Origin of the sequence: Serratia sp. BNK-4 (genome assembly GCF_048685115.1) — a bacterium.
Classification (GTDB): Bacteria; Pseudomonadota; Gammaproteobacteria; order Enterobacterales; family Enterobacteriaceae; genus Serratia; species Serratia bockelmannii.
This window is the reverse complement of sequence record NZ_JBLQTM010000001.1, coordinates 4,978,750-4,994,824: the sequence shown is the minus strand read 5'-3', so window position 1 is coordinate 4,994,824 and position 16,075 is coordinate 4,978,750. Positions and strand designations below refer to the sequence as shown.

General features: G+C 60.0%; 13 protein-coding genes, 4 tRNA genes and 1 other RNA gene. 5 read left to right on the top strand and 13 right to left on the bottom strand.

Annotation, left to right across the window (positions count from 1 at the left end; genetic code table 11):
- Positions 1–41: 41 nt before the first annotated feature.
- The 6 genes from uvrD to lptM form a co-directional block, all read right to left on the bottom strand.
- On the bottom strand, positions 42–2,204 hold the full coding sequence (gene uvrD, locus ACMGGW_RS23675; RefSeq protein ID WP_025304874.1) for a DNA helicase II: 2,163 nt from the start codon (positions 2,202–2,204) through the stop codon (positions 42–44).
- Between the two features lie 78 nt (positions 2,205–2,282).
- Positions 2,283–2,999: a 5-amino-6-(5-phospho-D-ribitylamino)uracil phosphatase YigB gene (gene yigB / locus ACMGGW_RS23670; RefSeq protein ID WP_025304873.1), complete on the bottom strand. Its 717-nt coding sequence runs from the start codon at positions 2,997–2,999 to the stop codon at positions 2,283–2,285.
- Positions 2,999–3,910: a tyrosine recombinase XerC gene (gene xerC, locus ACMGGW_RS23665; RefSeq protein WP_021504817.1), complete on the bottom strand. Its 912-nt coding sequence runs from the start codon at positions 3,908–3,910 to the stop codon at positions 2,999–3,001. The genes yigB and xerC overlap by 1 nt, the downstream gene beginning before the upstream one ends.
- Positions 3,907–4,620: a DUF484 domain-containing protein gene (locus ACMGGW_RS23660; RefSeq protein WP_025304872.1), complete on the bottom strand. Its 714-nt coding sequence runs from the start codon at positions 4,618–4,620 to the stop codon at positions 3,907–3,909. The genes xerC and ACMGGW_RS23660 overlap by 4 nt, the downstream gene beginning before the upstream one ends.
- Positions 4,617–5,441, bottom strand: coding sequence for a diaminopimelate epimerase (dapF, locus tag ACMGGW_RS23655; RefSeq protein WP_025304871.1), 825 nt, complete (start codon positions 5,439–5,441; stop codon positions 4,617–4,619). Before dapF ends, ACMGGW_RS23660 begins: the two co-directional genes overlap by 4 nt.
- 71 nt (positions 5,442–5,512) lie before the next feature.
- A complete protein-coding gene (gene lptM / locus ACMGGW_RS23650) occupies positions 5,513–5,719 on the bottom strand; it encodes an LPS translocon maturation chaperone LptM (protein ID WP_004934241.1) in 207 nt (68 codons plus the stop codon).
- Between the two features lie 78 nt (positions 5,720–5,797).
- Here lptM and cyaY point away from each other — a divergent pair, with 78 nt between their 5' ends.
- Entirely contained in the window at positions 5,798–6,118 is a 321-nt protein-coding gene (cyaY, locus tag ACMGGW_RS23645; RefSeq protein WP_025304870.1) for an iron donor protein CyaY, read from the top strand.
- A 36-nt stretch (positions 6,119–6,154) separates the two neighbouring features.
- Here cyaY and ACMGGW_RS23640 read toward each other — a convergent pair whose 3' ends face one another.
- Positions 6,155–8,707 carry a class I adenylate cyclase gene (locus tag ACMGGW_RS23640; protein WP_019452546.1) on the bottom strand — a complete coding sequence of 851 codons (2,553 nt, stop codon included), beginning with the start codon at positions 8,705–8,707 and terminating at the stop codon, positions 6,155–6,157.
- A 316-nt stretch (positions 8,708–9,023) separates the two neighbouring features.
- Here ACMGGW_RS23640 and hemC point away from each other — a divergent pair, with 316 nt between their 5' ends.
- From hemC to hemY, 4 genes are read left to right on the top strand one after another with little or no spacing between them, the layout of a single operon-like run.
- Positions 9,024–9,965, top strand: a complete 942-nt coding sequence (gene hemC, locus ACMGGW_RS23635; protein ID WP_041037210.1) for a hydroxymethylbilane synthase — start codon at positions 9,024–9,026, stop codon at positions 9,963–9,965.
- Positions 9,962–10,702, top strand: a complete 741-nt coding sequence (gene hemD, locus ACMGGW_RS23630) for a uroporphyrinogen-III synthase (RefSeq protein ID WP_049209355.1) — start codon at positions 9,962–9,964, stop codon at positions 10,700–10,702. Before hemC ends, hemD begins: the two co-directional genes overlap by 4 nt.
- Positions 10,703–10,724: 22 nt before the next feature.
- The gene (hemX, locus tag ACMGGW_RS23625; protein ID WP_016929498.1) at positions 10,725–11,849 is read left to right on the top strand and encodes a uroporphyrinogen-III C-methyltransferase; all 1,125 of its coding nucleotides are present in this window, start codon (positions 10,725–10,727) and stop codon (positions 11,847–11,849) included.
- 3 nt (positions 11,850–11,852) lie between these two features.
- Positions 11,853–13,049, top strand: coding sequence for a protoheme IX biogenesis protein HemY (gene hemY / locus ACMGGW_RS23620; RefSeq protein WP_004934228.1), 1,197 nt, complete (start codon positions 11,853–11,855; stop codon positions 13,047–13,049).
- 704 nt (positions 13,050–13,753) lie between these two features.
- Here hemY and ACMGGW_RS23615 read toward each other — a convergent pair.
- The 6 genes from ACMGGW_RS23615 to thrP all read right to left on the bottom strand — a co-directional run bounded on the left by ACMGGW_RS23615 (position 13,754) and on the right by thrP (position 15,951).
- Positions 13,754–13,882: non-coding RNA, RtT sRNA (locus tag ACMGGW_RS23615), on the bottom strand.
- A gap of 35 nt (positions 13,883–13,917) precedes the next feature.
- A tRNA-Pro gene (locus tag ACMGGW_RS23610) sits at positions 13,918–13,994 on the bottom strand.
- Positions 13,995–14,068: 74 nt separating this feature from the next.
- Positions 14,069–14,155: transfer RNA gene (locus tag ACMGGW_RS23605), tRNA-Leu, on the bottom strand.
- Between the two features lie 41 nt (positions 14,156–14,196).
- Positions 14,197–14,272: transfer RNA gene (locus tag ACMGGW_RS23600), tRNA-His, on the bottom strand.
- A gap of 63 nt (positions 14,273–14,335) precedes the next feature.
- Positions 14,336–14,412 (bottom strand) — tRNA-Arg (locus tag ACMGGW_RS23595).
- Between the two features lie 135 nt (positions 14,413–14,547).
- Positions 14,548–15,951: a bifunctional threonine/serine APC transporter ThrP gene (thrP, locus tag ACMGGW_RS23590; RefSeq protein ID WP_025304867.1), complete on the bottom strand. Its 1,404-nt coding sequence runs from the start codon at positions 15,949–15,951 to the stop codon at positions 14,548–14,550.
- Positions 15,952–16,075: the final 124 nt, after the last annotated feature.

Below are 16,075 nucleotides of genomic sequence, written 5' to 3'. Positions count from 1 at the left end.
GAACGATTGCAGGGGCCTGCCCCTGCAACTTCCCCCTCGCTTTATACCGTTTCCAGGCGAGCGTATGCCGCCACCAACCACTTGATGCCCTCGCCGGGGAAAGCGATCTGCAGCCGGCTGTGCTCGCCGCTGCCTTCCAGATTGACGATGGTGCCTTCGCCAAACTTGGGATGGCGCACGCGCTGGCCCAGCTTATAGCCGGTATCGTTCTCACTGATTGGCGTGCCCATGCGACGGTGATTGACCGGGCGCGATACGCTGGCGCGCAGGCGCACTTCTTCCACGCACTCTTCCGGCAGTTCGCCGATAAAGCGCGACGGCCGATGATAAACCTCTTTGCCGTACAGACGGCGCGTTTCCGCATAGGTCAGCGTCAGCTTCTGCATGGCGCGCGTTACGCCCACATAGGCCAGACGGCGCTCCTCTTCCAGGCGGCCGCCTTCATCCAGCGACATCTGGCTCGGGAACATGCCTTCTTCCATGCCGACGATAAACACCAGCGGGAACTCCAAGCCCTTGGCCGAGTGCAGGGTCATCAGCTGCACCGCGTCCTGATAGGCGTCGGCCTGGCCTTCGCCCGCTTCCAGCGCCGCATGCGACAGGAACGCCTGCAGCGGCATCAGATCCTGATCTTCTTCCTGATAGCTGAACTGACGCGTCGCCGTCACCAGTTCCTCAAGGTTTTCGATACGCGCCTGCCCCTTTTCGCCCTTTTCCTGCTCATACATGATGAACAGCCCGGAGTCGCGGATCACCCGGTCGGTCTGCACGTGCAGCGGCATGTCAGCGGTTTCATGCGCCAGCGACTCCACCAGTTCGATAAAGCGCTGCAGCGCCGACGCGGCGCGGCCGGCCAACACTTTGTCCTGCATCAGCTCGCGCGTCGCCTGCCACAGCGTCAGCTGGCGATCGCGCGCCGCCTGGCGCACCACGTCGAGGGTGCGATCGCCGATGCCGCGCGTCGGGGTGTTGACCACGCGCTCGAAGGCCGCATCGTCGTTGCGGTTGGAAATGAGGCGCAGGTAAGCCAGCGCATCCTTGATTTCCTGGCGTTCGAAGAAGCGCTGGCCACCGTAGATGCGGTACGGCATCGCCGTCTGCAGCAGCGCCTCTTCCAGCACGCGCGACTGGGCGTTGCTGCGGTACAGGATGGCGCAGTCGTTCAGCGCGCCGCCGTTGTCTTGCCAGGTCTTGATGCGGTTGACCACGAAGCGCGCTTCGTCGAGTTCGTTGAAGGCGCAGTAGAGGGAAATCGGCTCGCCTTCGCCGCCTTCGGTCCACAGATTTTTGCCCATGCGCCCGTCGTTGTTGGCGATCAGGGTGTTGGCCGCTTTCAGGATGTTGCTGGTGGAACGGTAGTTCTGCTCCAGGCGGATGGTTTCCGCGCCGGGGAAATCCTTCAGGAAGCGCTGGATGTTTTCCACCTGCGCGCCGCGCCAGCCGTAGATCGACTGGTCATCGTCGCCGACGATCATCACGTTGCTGTTGCCGCCCGCCAGCAGGCGGATCCAGGCGTACTGGATGCTGTTGGTATCCTGGAATTCGTCCACCAGCACGTTGGTGAAACGCTCGCGGTAGTGGTTGAGGATATGCGGCTTGTTCAGCCACAGTTCGTGCGCGCGCAGCAGCAGCTCGGCGAAATCCACCAGCCCGGCGCGATCGCAGGCTTCCTGATAGGCCTGATAGATGCGCAGCCAGGTGGCCTCTACCGGGTTGTTGTAGGTCTCAACGTGCTGTGGGCGCAGGCCCTCGTCTTTCTTGCCGTTGATGTACCACATCGCCTGACGCGGCGGCCACTGCTTCTCGTCAACGTTCAGCGCCTTGATGATGCGCTTGAGCAACCGCAGCTGGTCGTCGCTGTCGAGGATCTGGAAATCCTGCGGCAAGTTGGCCTCCAGGTGGTGGGCGCGCAACAGGCGGTGCGCCAAGCCGTGGAAGGTGCCGATCCACATGCCGCCCTGGCTGGTACCGATCAGATGTTCGATACGGTGGCGCATTTCCGCCGCCGCCTTGTTGGTGAAGGTCACCGCCATGATCGAATACGGTGAGCAGTTCTCCACCGACAGCAGCCAGGCGATGCGGTGCACCAGCACCCGCGTCTTGCCGCTGCCCGCTCCGGCCAGAACCAACAGGTTGCTGCGCGGCGCCGCCACGGCTTCACGTTGTTTTTCATTCAGGCTGTCGAGCAGATCGGAGACGTCCATAGGCACCACTAATGGTTAAGGGAAAACCCGCCGGCGACGGGTTTTTCACTGGAAATTTATACAGAGTTCTGGCAGGGATTATAACAATGCTGTCAGCGATGCCAACTGCGAAATCTCAATATGCGGCAGCAGGCGGCTGTCGGCGGCCTGCATCAGGCAGCGTTGCCGATCGTTGATCCAACAGGCCTGCAGCCCCGCGCGCAGCGCGCCGGCCACGTCGGTGGTCAGATCGTCGCCCACGTGCAGGATCTGCTCGGGCGCCACGCCCAGCCGCTCAACGGCCAGGTGGTACATGTCCTGATACGGCTTGGCGCGCCCGTCCGGCCCGGAGCGCAACACGAACTGGAAATAACCGTCCAGGCCGCACAGAGACGGATCGACGTTGCCGTTGGTGATCGCCACCAGCGGGTAGCGCGCGGCCAACGCCTTCAGCGTGGCGTGGGTCGCTTCCGGCACCTCGATGCGGCTGCGCCACAGCGCGAAGTTCTGCATCGCCGCATCGGCCCCGATCGCCGCTTCGGCGTCGCGCAGCCCCTGCCGGCTCAGCGCCAGATGAATAGCGCGCCAGCGCCACTGGGTGACGTCATGGTAGATCTCCGGTTCCTGCTCGCGCAGCTCCTGACGCAGGCGATGAAAATCCGCCGACTGAAAGCTGCTCAGGCCGGGGTGGTAACTCTGCAGGAAGGCCACCGATTGTTGTTCGGTTTGCCGGATCACCGGACGGTTATCATACAGCGTGTCGTCCAGATCGAAAGTCAGCGCCGCCAGCGGGCGCAGCGGGCGATAAAAATGCATCAGGATTTCCCCCGTTTGGCACGCGGATGCGCGGCATCGTACACGTTCGCCAGGTGTTGAAAGTCGAGGTGGGTATAAATTTGCGTGGTGGTCAGGTTGGCGTGGCCGAGCAGCTCCTGCACCGCGCGCAGATCGCCGCTGGACTCCAGCATGTGGGTGGCGAAGGAGTGGCGCAGCTTGTGCGGGTGAATATGGCTGTTAACGCCCTGTTTCACGCCCCACTCGGCGAAGCGTTTTTGCACGTTGCGCGTCGAGATGCGCCGCCCCTGATTGGACAGGAACATGGCATCGTCCTGCGGCCCAAACAGATCGCGCATTGCCAGCCAGTGTTCCAGCCAGGTGACGGCGGTGCGCCCGATCGGCAATTTACGCTCTTTGCTGCCTTTCCCCATCACCCACACCTCGCCGGCGGCCATATCGACATGGCGGCAATCCAGCCCCACCAGCTCGGAGAGGCGCAGGCCGGCGCCGTACATCACCTCCAGCATGGCGCGATCGCGCACCGCCAGCGGATCGTTGAGATCGATCTCCAGCAGTTGGTTCATTTCATCGACATCGATATTTTTAGGCAGATGGCGGCCGCTGCGCGGCGTGCGGATGCCCTTGGCGGGGTTGGCGTGCAGCACGCCCTGGCTGACCAGCCAATCGAGGAAGCTACGCAACGAAGAGAGCCGCAGCGCCAGGCTGGCGGACTGCAGACCGGCGCGTTTGCTGCGCGCCGCCAGCATGCGCACCCGGGCGGCGTCCAGCGCTGCCCAGTCGGTGACGCCGATCTCCTGCGCCAGGCGCATCAGCGCCGCCAGCTGGCGTGAATAGCTGAGCTGCGTCAGCGGGCTGAGTTGCCGTTCTACCTTGAGATAACGCAGAAACGCGTCCACCGGCTGCTGCAGGCTGGGCGCAATCGGCGTCATGCTCGTTCTATCCAGCGTTCCAGCAGCGCCGGCAGCATGCGCGCCAGTTGATTGAGCATCACCGTGCCCATGCCCTGCTGATAGTGTTGCGTATCGCGGCTGCTGAAGATCACCATGCCCAGCTCGCCGTCGTCGCCCAGCATCGACAGCGCCACCGAGCCAATCTGGCCGATCTGTTTGGCCTGCGGCAACAGCAGCAGCAGCTCGGGGCCGTTCAGGCCGCCGAGGTAGTGTTGTTCGCTGCCCAGACGCTGAATGCGGAACGGCTCGAACGCCGAACGCGTCAGCGCCAGGTGGGTGAAATCGGAAGGCGCGCCGATATTCCAGCGCTCGGCGAACAGCCGAACCGTGGCACCGGCCAAACCGAAGCCGCGCGCCCAGCGCTGCAGCCGGTTGAGCATGTCCTGCAGGCTGTCGGCGGTGGCCAAATCGGCCTGCAGGTGCAGCAACCGGGCGAACAGCCCTTCGTTGGCGCTGGCCTGCTCCATCAACAGCGTGATCTCTTCTTCCAACCGTTCGATGTGATTGCGCTGGCGGGCCAGGTGCCATTCCACCAGCGAAACGGTGCCGCGCACCGGGTGCGGCACGCGCATCTGCTCAACCTGGCGCGCGTTGCGAATAAAGAAATCCGGGTTCTGCAGCAGGTACTGCATCACGGTGTCGTCATCCAGCGCCAGGCCGGCGACGCTCTGTTCTTCTACGCTTTTCATAGATGAATAAATCCGTCATAGACATGGGTTGCCGGACCGGTCATAAACAGCGGATTGCCCGGCCCTTTCCAGCGAATATGCAGGCTGCCGCCCGGCAGTTCTACATGCACCTCTTCTGACAGCAATTCCTGTTGGATCCCCACCGCCACCGCCGCACAGGCGCCGCTGCCACAGGCCTGCGTTTCACCAGCGCCGCGTTCATAAACGCGCAGCTTGATGTGATCGCGGCTCACCACCTGCATAAAGCCGATGTTGGCCCGTTCCGGGAAGCGTTCATGCCCTTCCAGCACCGGCCCAAGCAGCTCCACCTTGGCAGTTGTTACATCGTCCACCTGCAAAACACAATGCGGGTTACCCATCGACACCACGCCGCACAGCACGGTATGTTCCGCCGCGCGCATGATGTAGGTCTTTTCAGCCTTAGTGGCGCGGAACGGCACCGCCTGCGGGTCGAAATTCGGTTCGCCCATGTTGACGCACACCAGATCGTCGTCGGTGACGCTGAGCACCATGCGCCCGGTTTGGGTGCTGACACGGATGTCGCGTTTGTTGGTCAGCCCTTTCAGCCGCACGAAACGCGCGAAGCAACGCGCGCCGTTGCCGCACTGCGCCACTTCGCTGCCGTCGGCGTTAAAAATTCGGTAGTGAAAATCCAGTTCGGGATCGTAAGGCGGTTCTACCACCAGCATCTGGTCAAAGCCGACGCCCAGGTGCCGATCGGCCAACCGGCGGATCAGCTCAGGTGAAAAATAGACATTCTGTGTAACGGCATCGACCACCATAAAGTCGTTGCCCAGACCGTGCATTTTGGAGAACTGCATATCATACTCCGCTATCTGGACGCGCTATCCGTCTTGATGTTGCGGTGGCGCTCGCTACCGCAAACCGGGGTTTACTGGTCAACCATCGACGGTTTTTGCTGAGAGCCAGACTGCTCCTGCTGGTTCTTTTGCACCTGATCGCCCGTTTGCACCGGCGGCTTGGCCGGTTTCTGGCTGGCGGGATCGGCAGGCGGGAAGTAAAGCGGGCCTTTCAGACCGCAGCCGGCGAGGCCGGTAACCAGAACTGCCATCAGCGCATAGCGTAGTTGTTTTTTCATTTGCATTAATGCCTGTAATTCATGCGTCCAAGGTCTCTATAATCGCAGGTGGATCATGAAAAGCAATAGGAATTGAATATGAACGACAGTGAGTTTCACCAGTTGGCCGACCAGCTGATGCTGAATATTGAAGAGACACTGGACGATTTTGACGGCGATGCGGATATCGATTACGAAACCAATGGCGGCGTAATGACGCTGAGCTTCGAAAACGGCACCAAAATCGTCATCAACCGCCAGGAGCCGCTGCACCAGGTGTGGCTCGCCACCAAGGCCGGCGGTTATCACTTCAACTACCGCGACGGCGTTTGGCTATGCGATCGCAGCGGGCAGCCGTTTTATCAGCTGCTCAGCGAAGCGGCCAGCACGCAGGCCGGCGAGGAACTGCATTTTTCCTGAGGCTAAGCAGGGCTCGGCAACCGAGCCCTTGCGGCGTCAATGCAGCTGGAACTGCTGTTTCAGCGGCTGAGCGGCGCCGTCGGCCACCGTCACGCACAGGCTGGACAGCACGTTGCTGCGGAACGGGATCACCTGCGTGCGCCCGTCGAGTTGCACGATCTGATAGAACTGCGGCAAATTGAAGTTGATGAAGCTGGAGCCGTAGGTGAAGCGATCGTGCGACGAGGAGTAGAAGCGGCTGACGTCGCGCACCAGCTCCTCTTTACTGCCCTCGCAGTGGTGATACACCTCCACCCGATTCGACTCATCCAGAATATAGATGTTGAAGCCCTTGTCGTCTGAGGTGTCTTCGAAGAAGAACTGGATGATCCCCTCGCTGGCGAAGCCGTCCACCACCGGCGGCAGATGCACCTGATCGGTTTCCACCTTGATAGACAGGCCGTGCAGCTTGTTGTTGGAGATGGCGCCGTAAAACTCCACCGCATTCTCCAGCTTTTGCACCGACACGCTCAGGCGCTCGAAGAACAGCCCCCAAGTCTGCCCGGCAACGCGCACCGCCTTGAAGCGGCCGGGTTCCAGCCGGGTACTGGACAGGCGCAGCTCGATGCACTCCGACACCAGCTGCTGGATACGGGTGCGGATCAGGCCGCGCAGGTGCTGGCTGTAGCAGAACACTTCCACCGACTCCGGCGGCGCGGCGTCCTGGTGCATTTTGCCGAGAATGGTCTTCAGCGCTTCCAGCACCGACTGCTCGCCGCTGAAATGCAGGGTACGCACTTCGTTCCAGGAGTTGCGATACAGCAGATCGATACTGCCCACCAAACACTGCTGCTGCTGGCCGAAGCTGAACACGTCCAGTTTGCGGAAATCGAAGTGCACCACCTGATTGCGGAAGGCGGCGGTCGGATCGTTTTCCAGATTGACGATGATGGCCAGATGGCGAATTTCGCACGGGCTGTACAGCGCTTTCGGCGTCGGCGCCGGCAGGCGCAGCGGGAAGTGATGAGAAACGTCGGCCACCAGCTCCTGCAGCTTGGCGGTGTCGCACAGGTTGCCGCTCTTGATGTGCAGGCGGGTCTGCGGCGTTAGCAGGCCGTTGAAATAGGCCCAGGCCACCAGCTTGTTCAGGTAGCGGTTATATTCCAGCGGCTGATGGCTGACGATCGAATCCATAGCCGGTGCCTGATTATACAGGTACCAGCCGGTGCGGTTGGCGCGGCCAACCGGCACGTGAATAAAGGTTAAATCGTTTTCCGACAGGTCCGGTGAGATCTGCGGGTTCACCAGCGTCACCTTGCCGGGCAGCGCTTCGAACGCCGCGTACAGTTTGCGGGTCAGCACGCCGATATCCTGCGGGCTGGCGCTGACGCTGAGGTTGTTGCGGCGAGCGAAACGGATCAGGTTGCGGTAGCTTTGCATCATCGCATCGAGCAGTTCGTTATGCGCTTCGCGCACCCGCTCGATTTTCCAGTTGGCGCGGTTATCCAGCATCGCCAGACGCTCTTCGCTCCAGCCCCACTCGCTGACCAATTGGCTGAGGATCTCGCGTCGCCAGCCGACGCAGGCCTTGGCCAGCGACAGCTTTTCACATACTTTCAGGTAAAAACAGCGGCGGGCCAGATCGAGGCGGGTGGTGTCGTTGATGTCGGTCAGGTAGCGGGTCACGCGCTCAAGCATCATGCAGTAGGCATCAAGCCCGAAGCTGACGATCTCACCCTGATGCAGCCGGTGTTTGATGTCCGTCGCCAGCAGTTGGGTATTGGGGTATTCCCAGGAATAGGCTTCCAGCAGCAGGGTCTTCAGCACCGCCTTGTAAGGCGAATCGATGCTCTTGTACAGCTGCCACAGGCTGGCGCCGAAGTACTCTTCCGCCGACAGCGAACTCAGGCCACCGAGATCCAGCCACTCGTTCGGCGTCAGCGCACCCTGCGCGTACAGCGACAGCACGTATTCATCGTAGTGCGCTTCTTCTTCGCCCGGTACCATGTTCCACAGGATGCGTTTGCCAGCCAGGCGCACAGCGGTGCGATAGAATTCATCGAGCAACAGGATGTGCTGCGTCGAGCCGCAGTCTTCGCCACCCAGGCTGCCGCTTTCATTATGGCGGAAGCGGTTTTCGTCGATCAGGAAGAAGCTGACCTCCACCCCCATCGAGGCGGCCCACTTCTCAAGCAGGCTGCATTTTTGCTGCAAACGGGTGCGTTCTTCGTTGTCCAGCCAGGACTGGTGGCAGACCCAGATGTCGAGATCCGAGCTGCAGCTTTGGCCGATAGACGAGGTGCTGCCCATCGAGTAGACGCCGGTGATCGGCAGCTCGCCGCTGGCCGGCTTGTCAAACGGGCTGCCCCATTTGTCTTCTAAATCGTTCAGGTAATCTTGTTGAGTTTCATCAGGCGTGTAGAGGCAAATGCCATGGGGAACGTTACCGTTCAGGTAACCCGGCATCAGCGGGTGGTGGTGGTGCAGTAAGGTGGGCAGCAGACTGTATACCCGTTGAAACGCGGGCTTCATAGCCGCTAGGGCGCGATCGACGCGTAGCTGATTGATCGCATCCAGTCTCTGCTTCAATGTCTCGATGTAGAGGTACAAGACGTCTCGCCTGATTATCCCGGTGTTTAGAAAAAAACCCGTATTCCATAAGTGCCGTTAGTGTAAGAAGAATATTTGGCGACTTATTGCTGGAAACGTGATCAATTTAACACCTTGCTGATTGACCGTAAAGGAGGTAACGCTTCACAATTATTGTAGCGCTTCCCTAAACGATTTACCCGCAGTGTTAACTGCCCCAAAGCACATCACACGTCCCTTTGATTCCGTTGTCCTTTTTCCGCCTCCGGCTTCTTGCACTGACAGTATTGGCTCTCAGTGGTAGGATGGATGGCGAAATATAAAAACGGTAACAAGCATGTTAGACAAAATTATTCGAATTGCCACCCGACAAAGCCCGCTTGCACTCTGGCAAGCACATTATGTGCAGCAACGTCTGATGGCCAGCCATCCCGGCCTGCAGGTCGAGTTGGTGCCGATGGTGACGCGCGGCGACGTTATTCTGGATACGCCGCTGGCGAAAGTCGGCGGTAAAGGCCTGTTTGTTAAAGAACTCGAGCTCGCGCTGCTGGAAGGCCGCGCCGACATCGCCGTGCACTCGATGAAAGACGTGCCGGTCGATTTCCCTGCCGGCCTCGGTTTGACCACCATTTGCGAACGCGAAGATCCGCGCGACGCTTTTGTTTCCAATCGTTTCGCCTCGCTCGATCAGCTGCCGCAGGGCAGCGTGGTCGGCACCTCCAGCCTGCGCCGCCAGTGCCAACTGCGCGAACGCCGCCCGGACCTGATCGTACGCGACCTGCGCGGCAACGTCGGCACTCGCCTGGCCAAGCTGGACAACGGCGACTACGACGCGATTATTCTGGCGGTGGCCGGCCTGAAGCGCCTGGGGCTGGAGCAACGCATCCGCAGCCCGCTGAGCGCCGAAGAGTGCCTGCCGGCGGTCGGCCAGGGTGCGGTCGGCATTGAATGCCGTCTCGACGACAGCGTCACCCGCGCGCTGCTGGCGCCGCTGAACCATGCGGCCACCGAAACCCGCGTGCGCGCCGAGCGGGCGATGAACACCCGCCTGGAAGGCGGCTGCCAGGTGCCGATCGGCAGCTATGCCGAACTGGATGGCGACAGCCTGTGGCTGCGCGCCCTGGTCGGCGCGCCGGACGGCAGCCAGATGGTGCGCGGCGAACGCCGCGGCCCGGCCGCCGAAGCCGAACGGATGGGCGTTGAGCTGGCGGAAGAGCTGCTGGCGCGCGGCGCGCGCGAGATCCTGCGCGAAGTTTATCAGGGAAATCCGCCGGCATGACGATCCTGGTAACCCGCCCATCGCCTTCGGGAGAGCAGTTAGTGAGCCGGCTGCGCGCACTCGGCCGGGTTGCCTATCATGCACCGCTGATCGACTTCGCCCCCGGCAGCGATCTGCCGCAGCTGCCGCAGGCGTTGCAGCAGTTGAACGCCGGCGATCTGGTATTCGTGCTGTCGCAGCATTCGGTGAACTATGCCGACTCGGTCATCGGCCGCGCCGGACTGAGCTGGCCCGCTCACCTGGCCTATTACGCCATTGGCCGTACCACCGGGCTGGCGCTGCACCGCATCAGCAGTTTGCCGGTGGAATACCCGCGCGAACGCGAGATCAGCGAAACGCTGCTGCTGCTGCCGGCGCTGCAGAAACTGGCGGGCAAACGCGCGCTGATTTTACGCGGCAACGGCGGCCGCGAGTTGCTGGGCACAACGCTGAGCGAGCGCGGCGCCGACGTCAGCTATTATGAATGCTATCAACGCAGCCCGGTGCACTACGACGGCAGCGAGCAAAGCGCCCACTGGCAGCGTGCCGGTGTGGATACGCTGGTGGTGACCAGCGGTGAAATGTTACAACAGCTCTATACTTTAGTTCCTGATTACTATCGTTCTTCATGGCTGCTGCGTTGCCGCCTGGTAGTAGTGAGCGAACGCCTGGCTACCCTCGCCCGGGATTTGGGCTGGCGTACGATTCGGGTAGCTGACAACGCCGATAATGACGCGCTGATCCGCGCGCTACAATAATCTGACTATGGGATGTGCCACTATGACGGAACAAAATACCCCAGCCGCCCCGGTTGAAGAGCCAACCACCGCGGTTGAGAGCTCCCAGCAGCCAGCCGCTGCCAGCCGCAAAGGCAAGAACACCGGCCCGGTGCTCGGCGCGATCGCTATCGTGCTGGTCATCGCCCTCGGCGCGGGCGGCTATTACCACACGCACAAGCAGGCGCAACAGCTGATCGCCGCCAATCAGGCGCTGCAGCAGCAGCTTGAAGGCGTGAAGCAGAGCCAACAGCAGGAAAGAAATGCGCTGGAAGGCCTGCTGCAGCAGCAGGGTAAAACCCTGGACGCCGCCGATCGCGAGCAGGCGAATCTGGCGCGTCAACTGAGCGAGCTGCAGGAAAAAGTGGCGACCATCTCCGGCAGCGACGCCAAAACCTGGCTGCTGGCGCAGGCCGATTTCCTGGTGAAAATGGCCGGCCGCAAGCTGTGGAGCGATCAAGACGTGACCAGCGCCGCCGCGTTGCTGAAAAGCGCCGACGCCAGCCTGGCGGACATGAACGATCCTAGCCTGCTCGACGTGCGCCGCGCCATTACCGAAGACATCAGCACGCTTTCTACGCTGACCCAGGTCGATTACGACGGCATCATCCTCAAGGTCAATCAGCTGTCCAACCAGGTGGATAACCTGCGCCTGGCCGATAACGACACCGACGAAGCGCCGATGGATCAAAACAGCAGCGAGCTCTCCGGCTCGATCGGCGAATGGCGGCAGAACCTGGCCAAGAGCTGGCGCAATTTCATGGCTGACTTCATCACCATCCGCCGTCGCGATACCAGCGCCGAACCGCTGCTGGCGCCGAACCAGGACATCTACCTGCGCGAAAATATCCGTTCGCGCCTGCTGGTGGCCGCACAGGCCATCCCACGCCACCAGAACGAGACCTACAAGCAATCGCTGGAAACCGTCTCCACCTGGGTGCGCGCCTATTTCGACACCACCGATCCGGCGACCAAGGCTTTCCTGGAAGAGCTGGATAACCTGAGCCAACAGTCGATCTCGATGGACGTGCCGGATCAGCTGAAAAGCCAGCCGCTGCTCGAAAAAGTGATGCAGACCCGGGTGCGCAACCTGATGACCCAGTCCCCTGCCGCTCACCAGGAGGGTTAAGCCATGTTACGCGTGCTATTTCTGTTCCTGGTGGTGATCGCCAGCGTGGTGCTCGGGCCGATGTTGGCCGGGCATCAGGGCTACGTGCTGATCCAGACCGATAACTACAATATCGAAACCAGCGTCACCGGCCTGGTGATCATGTTGGTGCTGCTGTTCGTGGTGCTGCTGGCGATCGAGTGGATCCTGCGCCGCATCTTCCGTACCGGCGCCCGCACGCGCGGTTGGTTTATCGGCCGCAAGCGCACCCGCGCGCGCCAGCAAACCAAAGCCGCGCTGATCAAACTGGCGGAAGGCGACTATAAGCAGGTTGAGAAGCTGATGACGCGCAACGCCGATCACGCTGAACAGCCGGTGGTGAACTACCTGCTGGCCGCCGAGGCCGCGCAGCAACGCGGCGATGACTTCCGTACCAATCAATATCTGGAACGCGCCGCCGAAGCCGCCGACACCGATCAGCTGCCGGTGGATATCACCCGGGTTCGCATCCAGCTGGCGCAGGGCGAGAACCACGCCGCGCGCCACGGCGTCGATCGCCTGCTGAACCAGGCGCCGCGCCATCCGGAAGTGCTGCGCCTGGCGGAACAAGCCTATCTGCGCACCGGCGCCTACGCGTCGCTGCTGGAAGTGCTGCCGTCGATGCGTAAAATCGAACTGCACAGCGAAGAGCAGCTGCAGGCGTTGCAGCAGCAGGCTTACATCGGTCTGATGAATCAGGCGATGGCGGACGAAGGCAGTGAAGGCCTGAAGCGCTGGTGGAAAGATCAGAGCCGCAAGACGCGTCACGAGGTGCCGCTGCAAATCGCGATGGTGGAACACCTGATCGAATGCAACGACCACGAGCTGGCGCAGGAGATTGTGCTCGACAGCCTGAAGCGCCAATACGACGAGCGCCTGGTGCTGTTGCTGCCGCGGCTGAAGTCCGGCAACCCCGAGCAGCTTGAGAAAGCGCTGCGTCAGCAGATGAAACAACACGGCGCGACGCCGCTGTTAAACAGCACGCTGGGGCAACTGCTGATGAAGCACGGCGAGTGGCAGCAAGCGGCCGACGCCTTCCGCGAAGCGCTGAAACAGCGTCCGGACGCCTACGATTACGCCTGGCTGGCCGATACGCTGGAGAAACTGCATCGTTCGGATGAAGCGGCGCAGATGCGGCGTGAGGGGCTGATGTTGACGCTGAAACAGAACGGCGGCGAATAACGCCCTGCCCGAGAGAGAAGAGCGCGGCCCCGATGCCGCGCTTTTTTTTTGCTCAGGGTTTTTCTGTGGCGCAAAAAAAACACTTGCCGTATGGCAAGTGTATAAAGAAGCAATCAGGTCTAGGACAACAGGGGCGGTGCCTCACTCAACGTTCTGCCCTGAGCGTGATGACGGGTTAGTCATCGTTCTCGTGGGCGATAGGCACCCTAAATCGGCTCTGCGTCATTCCCAGGGTTTATGAAGCCTAAGGCGAACATAAGAGGTGGAATGAGCATCTACGCTATAGATATAGCATTTGGCGTGCCAACTTTTATATTGAGTCCATCCCCATAAGAAAATAGAATTCAAGATATTGAAAATATTGATTTTTATTTAATTCCATCCTTTGCGTTGCAAACCACTTCCTGGCATTCCTTGCCAGCGGCCGTTATCAGGATGTCGCCTCAAAACGACGACTTAAGCCAAAGCCAACTTTATCTTTTTAAATCAATGAATTATTTGTCTCAACCTGACGACAGCGCTGGATGGCGTTGTCGCTGAAAACCAACACGCTTGCCAGCAGAGACAAAATGCCCATCCTTCGATACGCAAAAAACCGCGCATTGCTGCACGGGCTTGTCGGTATTAGCTTCGTCATGCTGAGAAAACTTGCTCTCATAAACGGCAGATGTAAAAAAACCGACTTGCGTCGGTTTCTTTGAAAGTGGTCGGCGAGAGAGGATTACGCGCATCGTTGATGCGCGCCCTGCGGGCCGTTGCTAAAGCAACGTTGTCTCGCTTCGCGAGGCTCGAACCTCCTGCGGAGGTACTCATCCTCATAAACCGCAGACGAAAAAAAACCTGCTTTAAAAAGCAGGTTTTTCGAATGTGGTCGGCGAGAGAGGATTCGAACCTCCGACCCACTGGTCCCAAACCAGTTGCGCTACCAAGCTGCGCTACTCGCCGATTTGTGTTGCTCATACTACTCGATTTATCAGACCGTTGTCCATATAAATCTTATATTTATCAGATATTTTGCGTGGTGCGAAGAGAGGGACTTGAACCCTCACGTCCGTAAGAACACTAACACCTGAAGCTAGCGCGTCTACCAATTCCGCCACCTTCGCACTGTCACAAAATACTGCTAAATCTTCACTTCGTTAGGAAGTGGGGTGGCTAATGGGACTCGAACCCACGACAACTGGAATCACAATCCAGGGCTCTACCAACTGAGCTATAGCCACCATTACTACTTCTTCTTACTCACGCGGTAATATTACCACCGCAGCTCCTGCGCACAAACTTAATGGCGCGCCCGACAGGATTCGAACCTGAGACCTCTGCCTCCGGAGGGCAGCGCTCTATCCAGCTGAGCTACGGGCGCGTAGCGCCGTTGCGGGAGGGGATACTACGGATTTACGCCAATCCTGTCTAGTGCTTTTTCGCAGAAATGTTGCGTTTGATTACGCTTTGCTCACTCCTGCGCAGGAAAGCGCACTCCGTAGCCCCTTTTCACCGTTTATTGCCGCGTTTCTACCCGATTTTCAGCCGGATGATGTTTCTTATGCATACCGAAAGCGAAGTAGCACAGGCTGACGCCGGCTAAGAAAATCGCCCCGACCAGCAGGGAAATTCGCGTATCTGGGTTGATTCCCATGCCGACCAACACGCAAACCAGAAAAGCGATGGTCAGATAGTTCACATACGGGAACATGATCGACTTAAAGCTGTGGGTTTTGATCGCTTCCTTATGGGCACGGCGGAAATAGAGCTGGCTTATCAGCACCACGAACCACGGCACCATGCCCGGCAGCACGCTGGCGCTGTAGACATACACGAACACCTGCTCCGGATTCGGGATAATGTAGTTCAGCGCGGACCCCACCAACAGACAGGCGATGGTGACGGCGATGCAGTTCACCGGCACACCGCTGGCGGAAAGCTTGGTCAACGCCGCCGGCAGTTGGCGGTTCTTGGCCAGGGCGTACAGCATGCGGCCGCCGCTGTACATGCCGCTGTTGCAACCGGAGAGCGCGGCGGTCAGCACCACAAAGTTGATAATGCCGGCGGCGGCGACGATGCCGATCTTGGCGAAGGTCAGCACAAACGGGCTGCCGGTGGTGCCGATGCCGTTCCACGGGAAGATGGTCACGATGACGAAGATTGCGCCGACATAGAAGATCAGGATGCGCCACAGGATATTGTTGATCGCGCGTTTCAGCGTCACCTGCGGGTTCTTGGCTTCCCCGGCGGTGATGCCTACCAGCTCAACCCCCTGATAGGACGCCACCACGATGCACAGCGCAAACAGGAAGCCTTTCCAGCCACCGGCAAAGAAACCGCCGTGCGCCGTCAGATTGGCGAAACCGATAGGCTCACCGCCGTTGCCGAAACCGAAGAAGATCACCCCCAGCCCCACCAGAATCATCACGATGATGGTGGTGACCTTGATCATGGCGAACCAGAACTCCAGCTCACCGTACAGGCGCACCGCCGCCAGGTTGGCCAGCGCCACCATCGCCACGGCGATCAGTGCAGGCACCCACTGCGGTATTTCCGGGAACCAGAACTGCACATACACCCCGATGGCGGTGATCTCAGAAATACCAACGGCGATCCACATAAACCAGTAACCCCAGGCGGTCAGGTAACCGAAGTAGGGATTCATGTACTTATGCGCGTAAACGGCAAACGACCCGGCGACCGGCTCGAGGAACAGCATCTCCCCCATCGAACGCATAATGAAAAACACGAACAGCCCGGCGATGATGTAAGCCAGCAGCACCGACGGCCCGGCCCATTTCAGCGTACTGGCCGAACCCATAAACAGGCCGACGCCGATGGTGCCCCCCAGAGCGATAAGCTCGATGTGCCGGGCCTCAAGGCCCCGGTGTAGCCCTTGCGGTTTCTCTTTGTGTGCCATAAATCCTCAATAATTTTTCTCGGGTTGTGTTTGCCTGCCGGCCGCTGCCGGTCGTTATTGTCATTATTAAAAGAATAAATCATCCCCTGCCGTTCGGGTTGGCATCAACGGGTAGTCGGAGCGA

What these genes read in the sequence shown, in the direction of transcription:
- uvrD (WP_025304874.1), bottom strand. Translation starts at nt 2,204, where the DNA reads ATGGACGTCTCCGATCTGCTCGACAGCCTGAATGAAAAACAACGTGAA.
- hemC (WP_041037210.1), top strand. Translation starts at nt 9,024, where the DNA reads ATGTTAGACAAAATTATTCGAATTGCCACCCGACAAAGCCCGCTTGCA.
- lptM (WP_004934241.1), bottom strand. Translation starts at nt 5,719, where the DNA reads ATGAAAAAACAACTACGCTATGCGCTGATGGCAGTTCTGGTTACCGGC.
- cyaY (WP_025304870.1), top strand. Translation starts at nt 5,798, where the DNA reads ATGAACGACAGTGAGTTTCACCAGTTGGCCGACCAGCTGATGCTGAAT.
- ACMGGW_RS23660 (WP_025304872.1), bottom strand. Translation starts at nt 4,620, where the DNA reads ATGAAAAGCGTAGAAGAACAGAGCGTCGCCGGCCTGGCGCTGGATGAC.
- dapF (WP_025304871.1), bottom strand. Translation starts at nt 5,441, where the DNA reads ATGCAGTTCTCCAAAATGCACGGTCTGGGCAACGACTTTATGGTGGTC.
- xerC (WP_021504817.1), bottom strand. Translation starts at nt 3,910, where the DNA reads ATGACGCCGATTGCGCCCAGCCTGCAGCAGCCGGTGGACGCGTTTCTG.
- thrP (WP_025304867.1), bottom strand. Translation starts at nt 15,951, where the DNA reads ATGGCACACAAAGAGAAACCGCAAGGGCTACACCGGGGCCTTGAGGCC.
- hemD (WP_049209355.1), top strand. Translation starts at nt 9,962, where the DNA reads ATGACGATCCTGGTAACCCGCCCATCGCCTTCGGGAGAGCAGTTAGTG.
- hemY (WP_004934228.1), top strand. Translation starts at nt 11,853, where the DNA reads ATGTTACGCGTGCTATTTCTGTTCCTGGTGGTGATCGCCAGCGTGGTG.
- hemX (WP_016929498.1), top strand. Translation starts at nt 10,725, where the DNA reads ATGACGGAACAAAATACCCCAGCCGCCCCGGTTGAAGAGCCAACCACC.
- yigB (WP_025304873.1), bottom strand. Translation starts at nt 2,999, where the DNA reads ATGCATTTTTATCGCCCGCTGCGCCCGCTGGCGGCGCTGACTTTCGAT.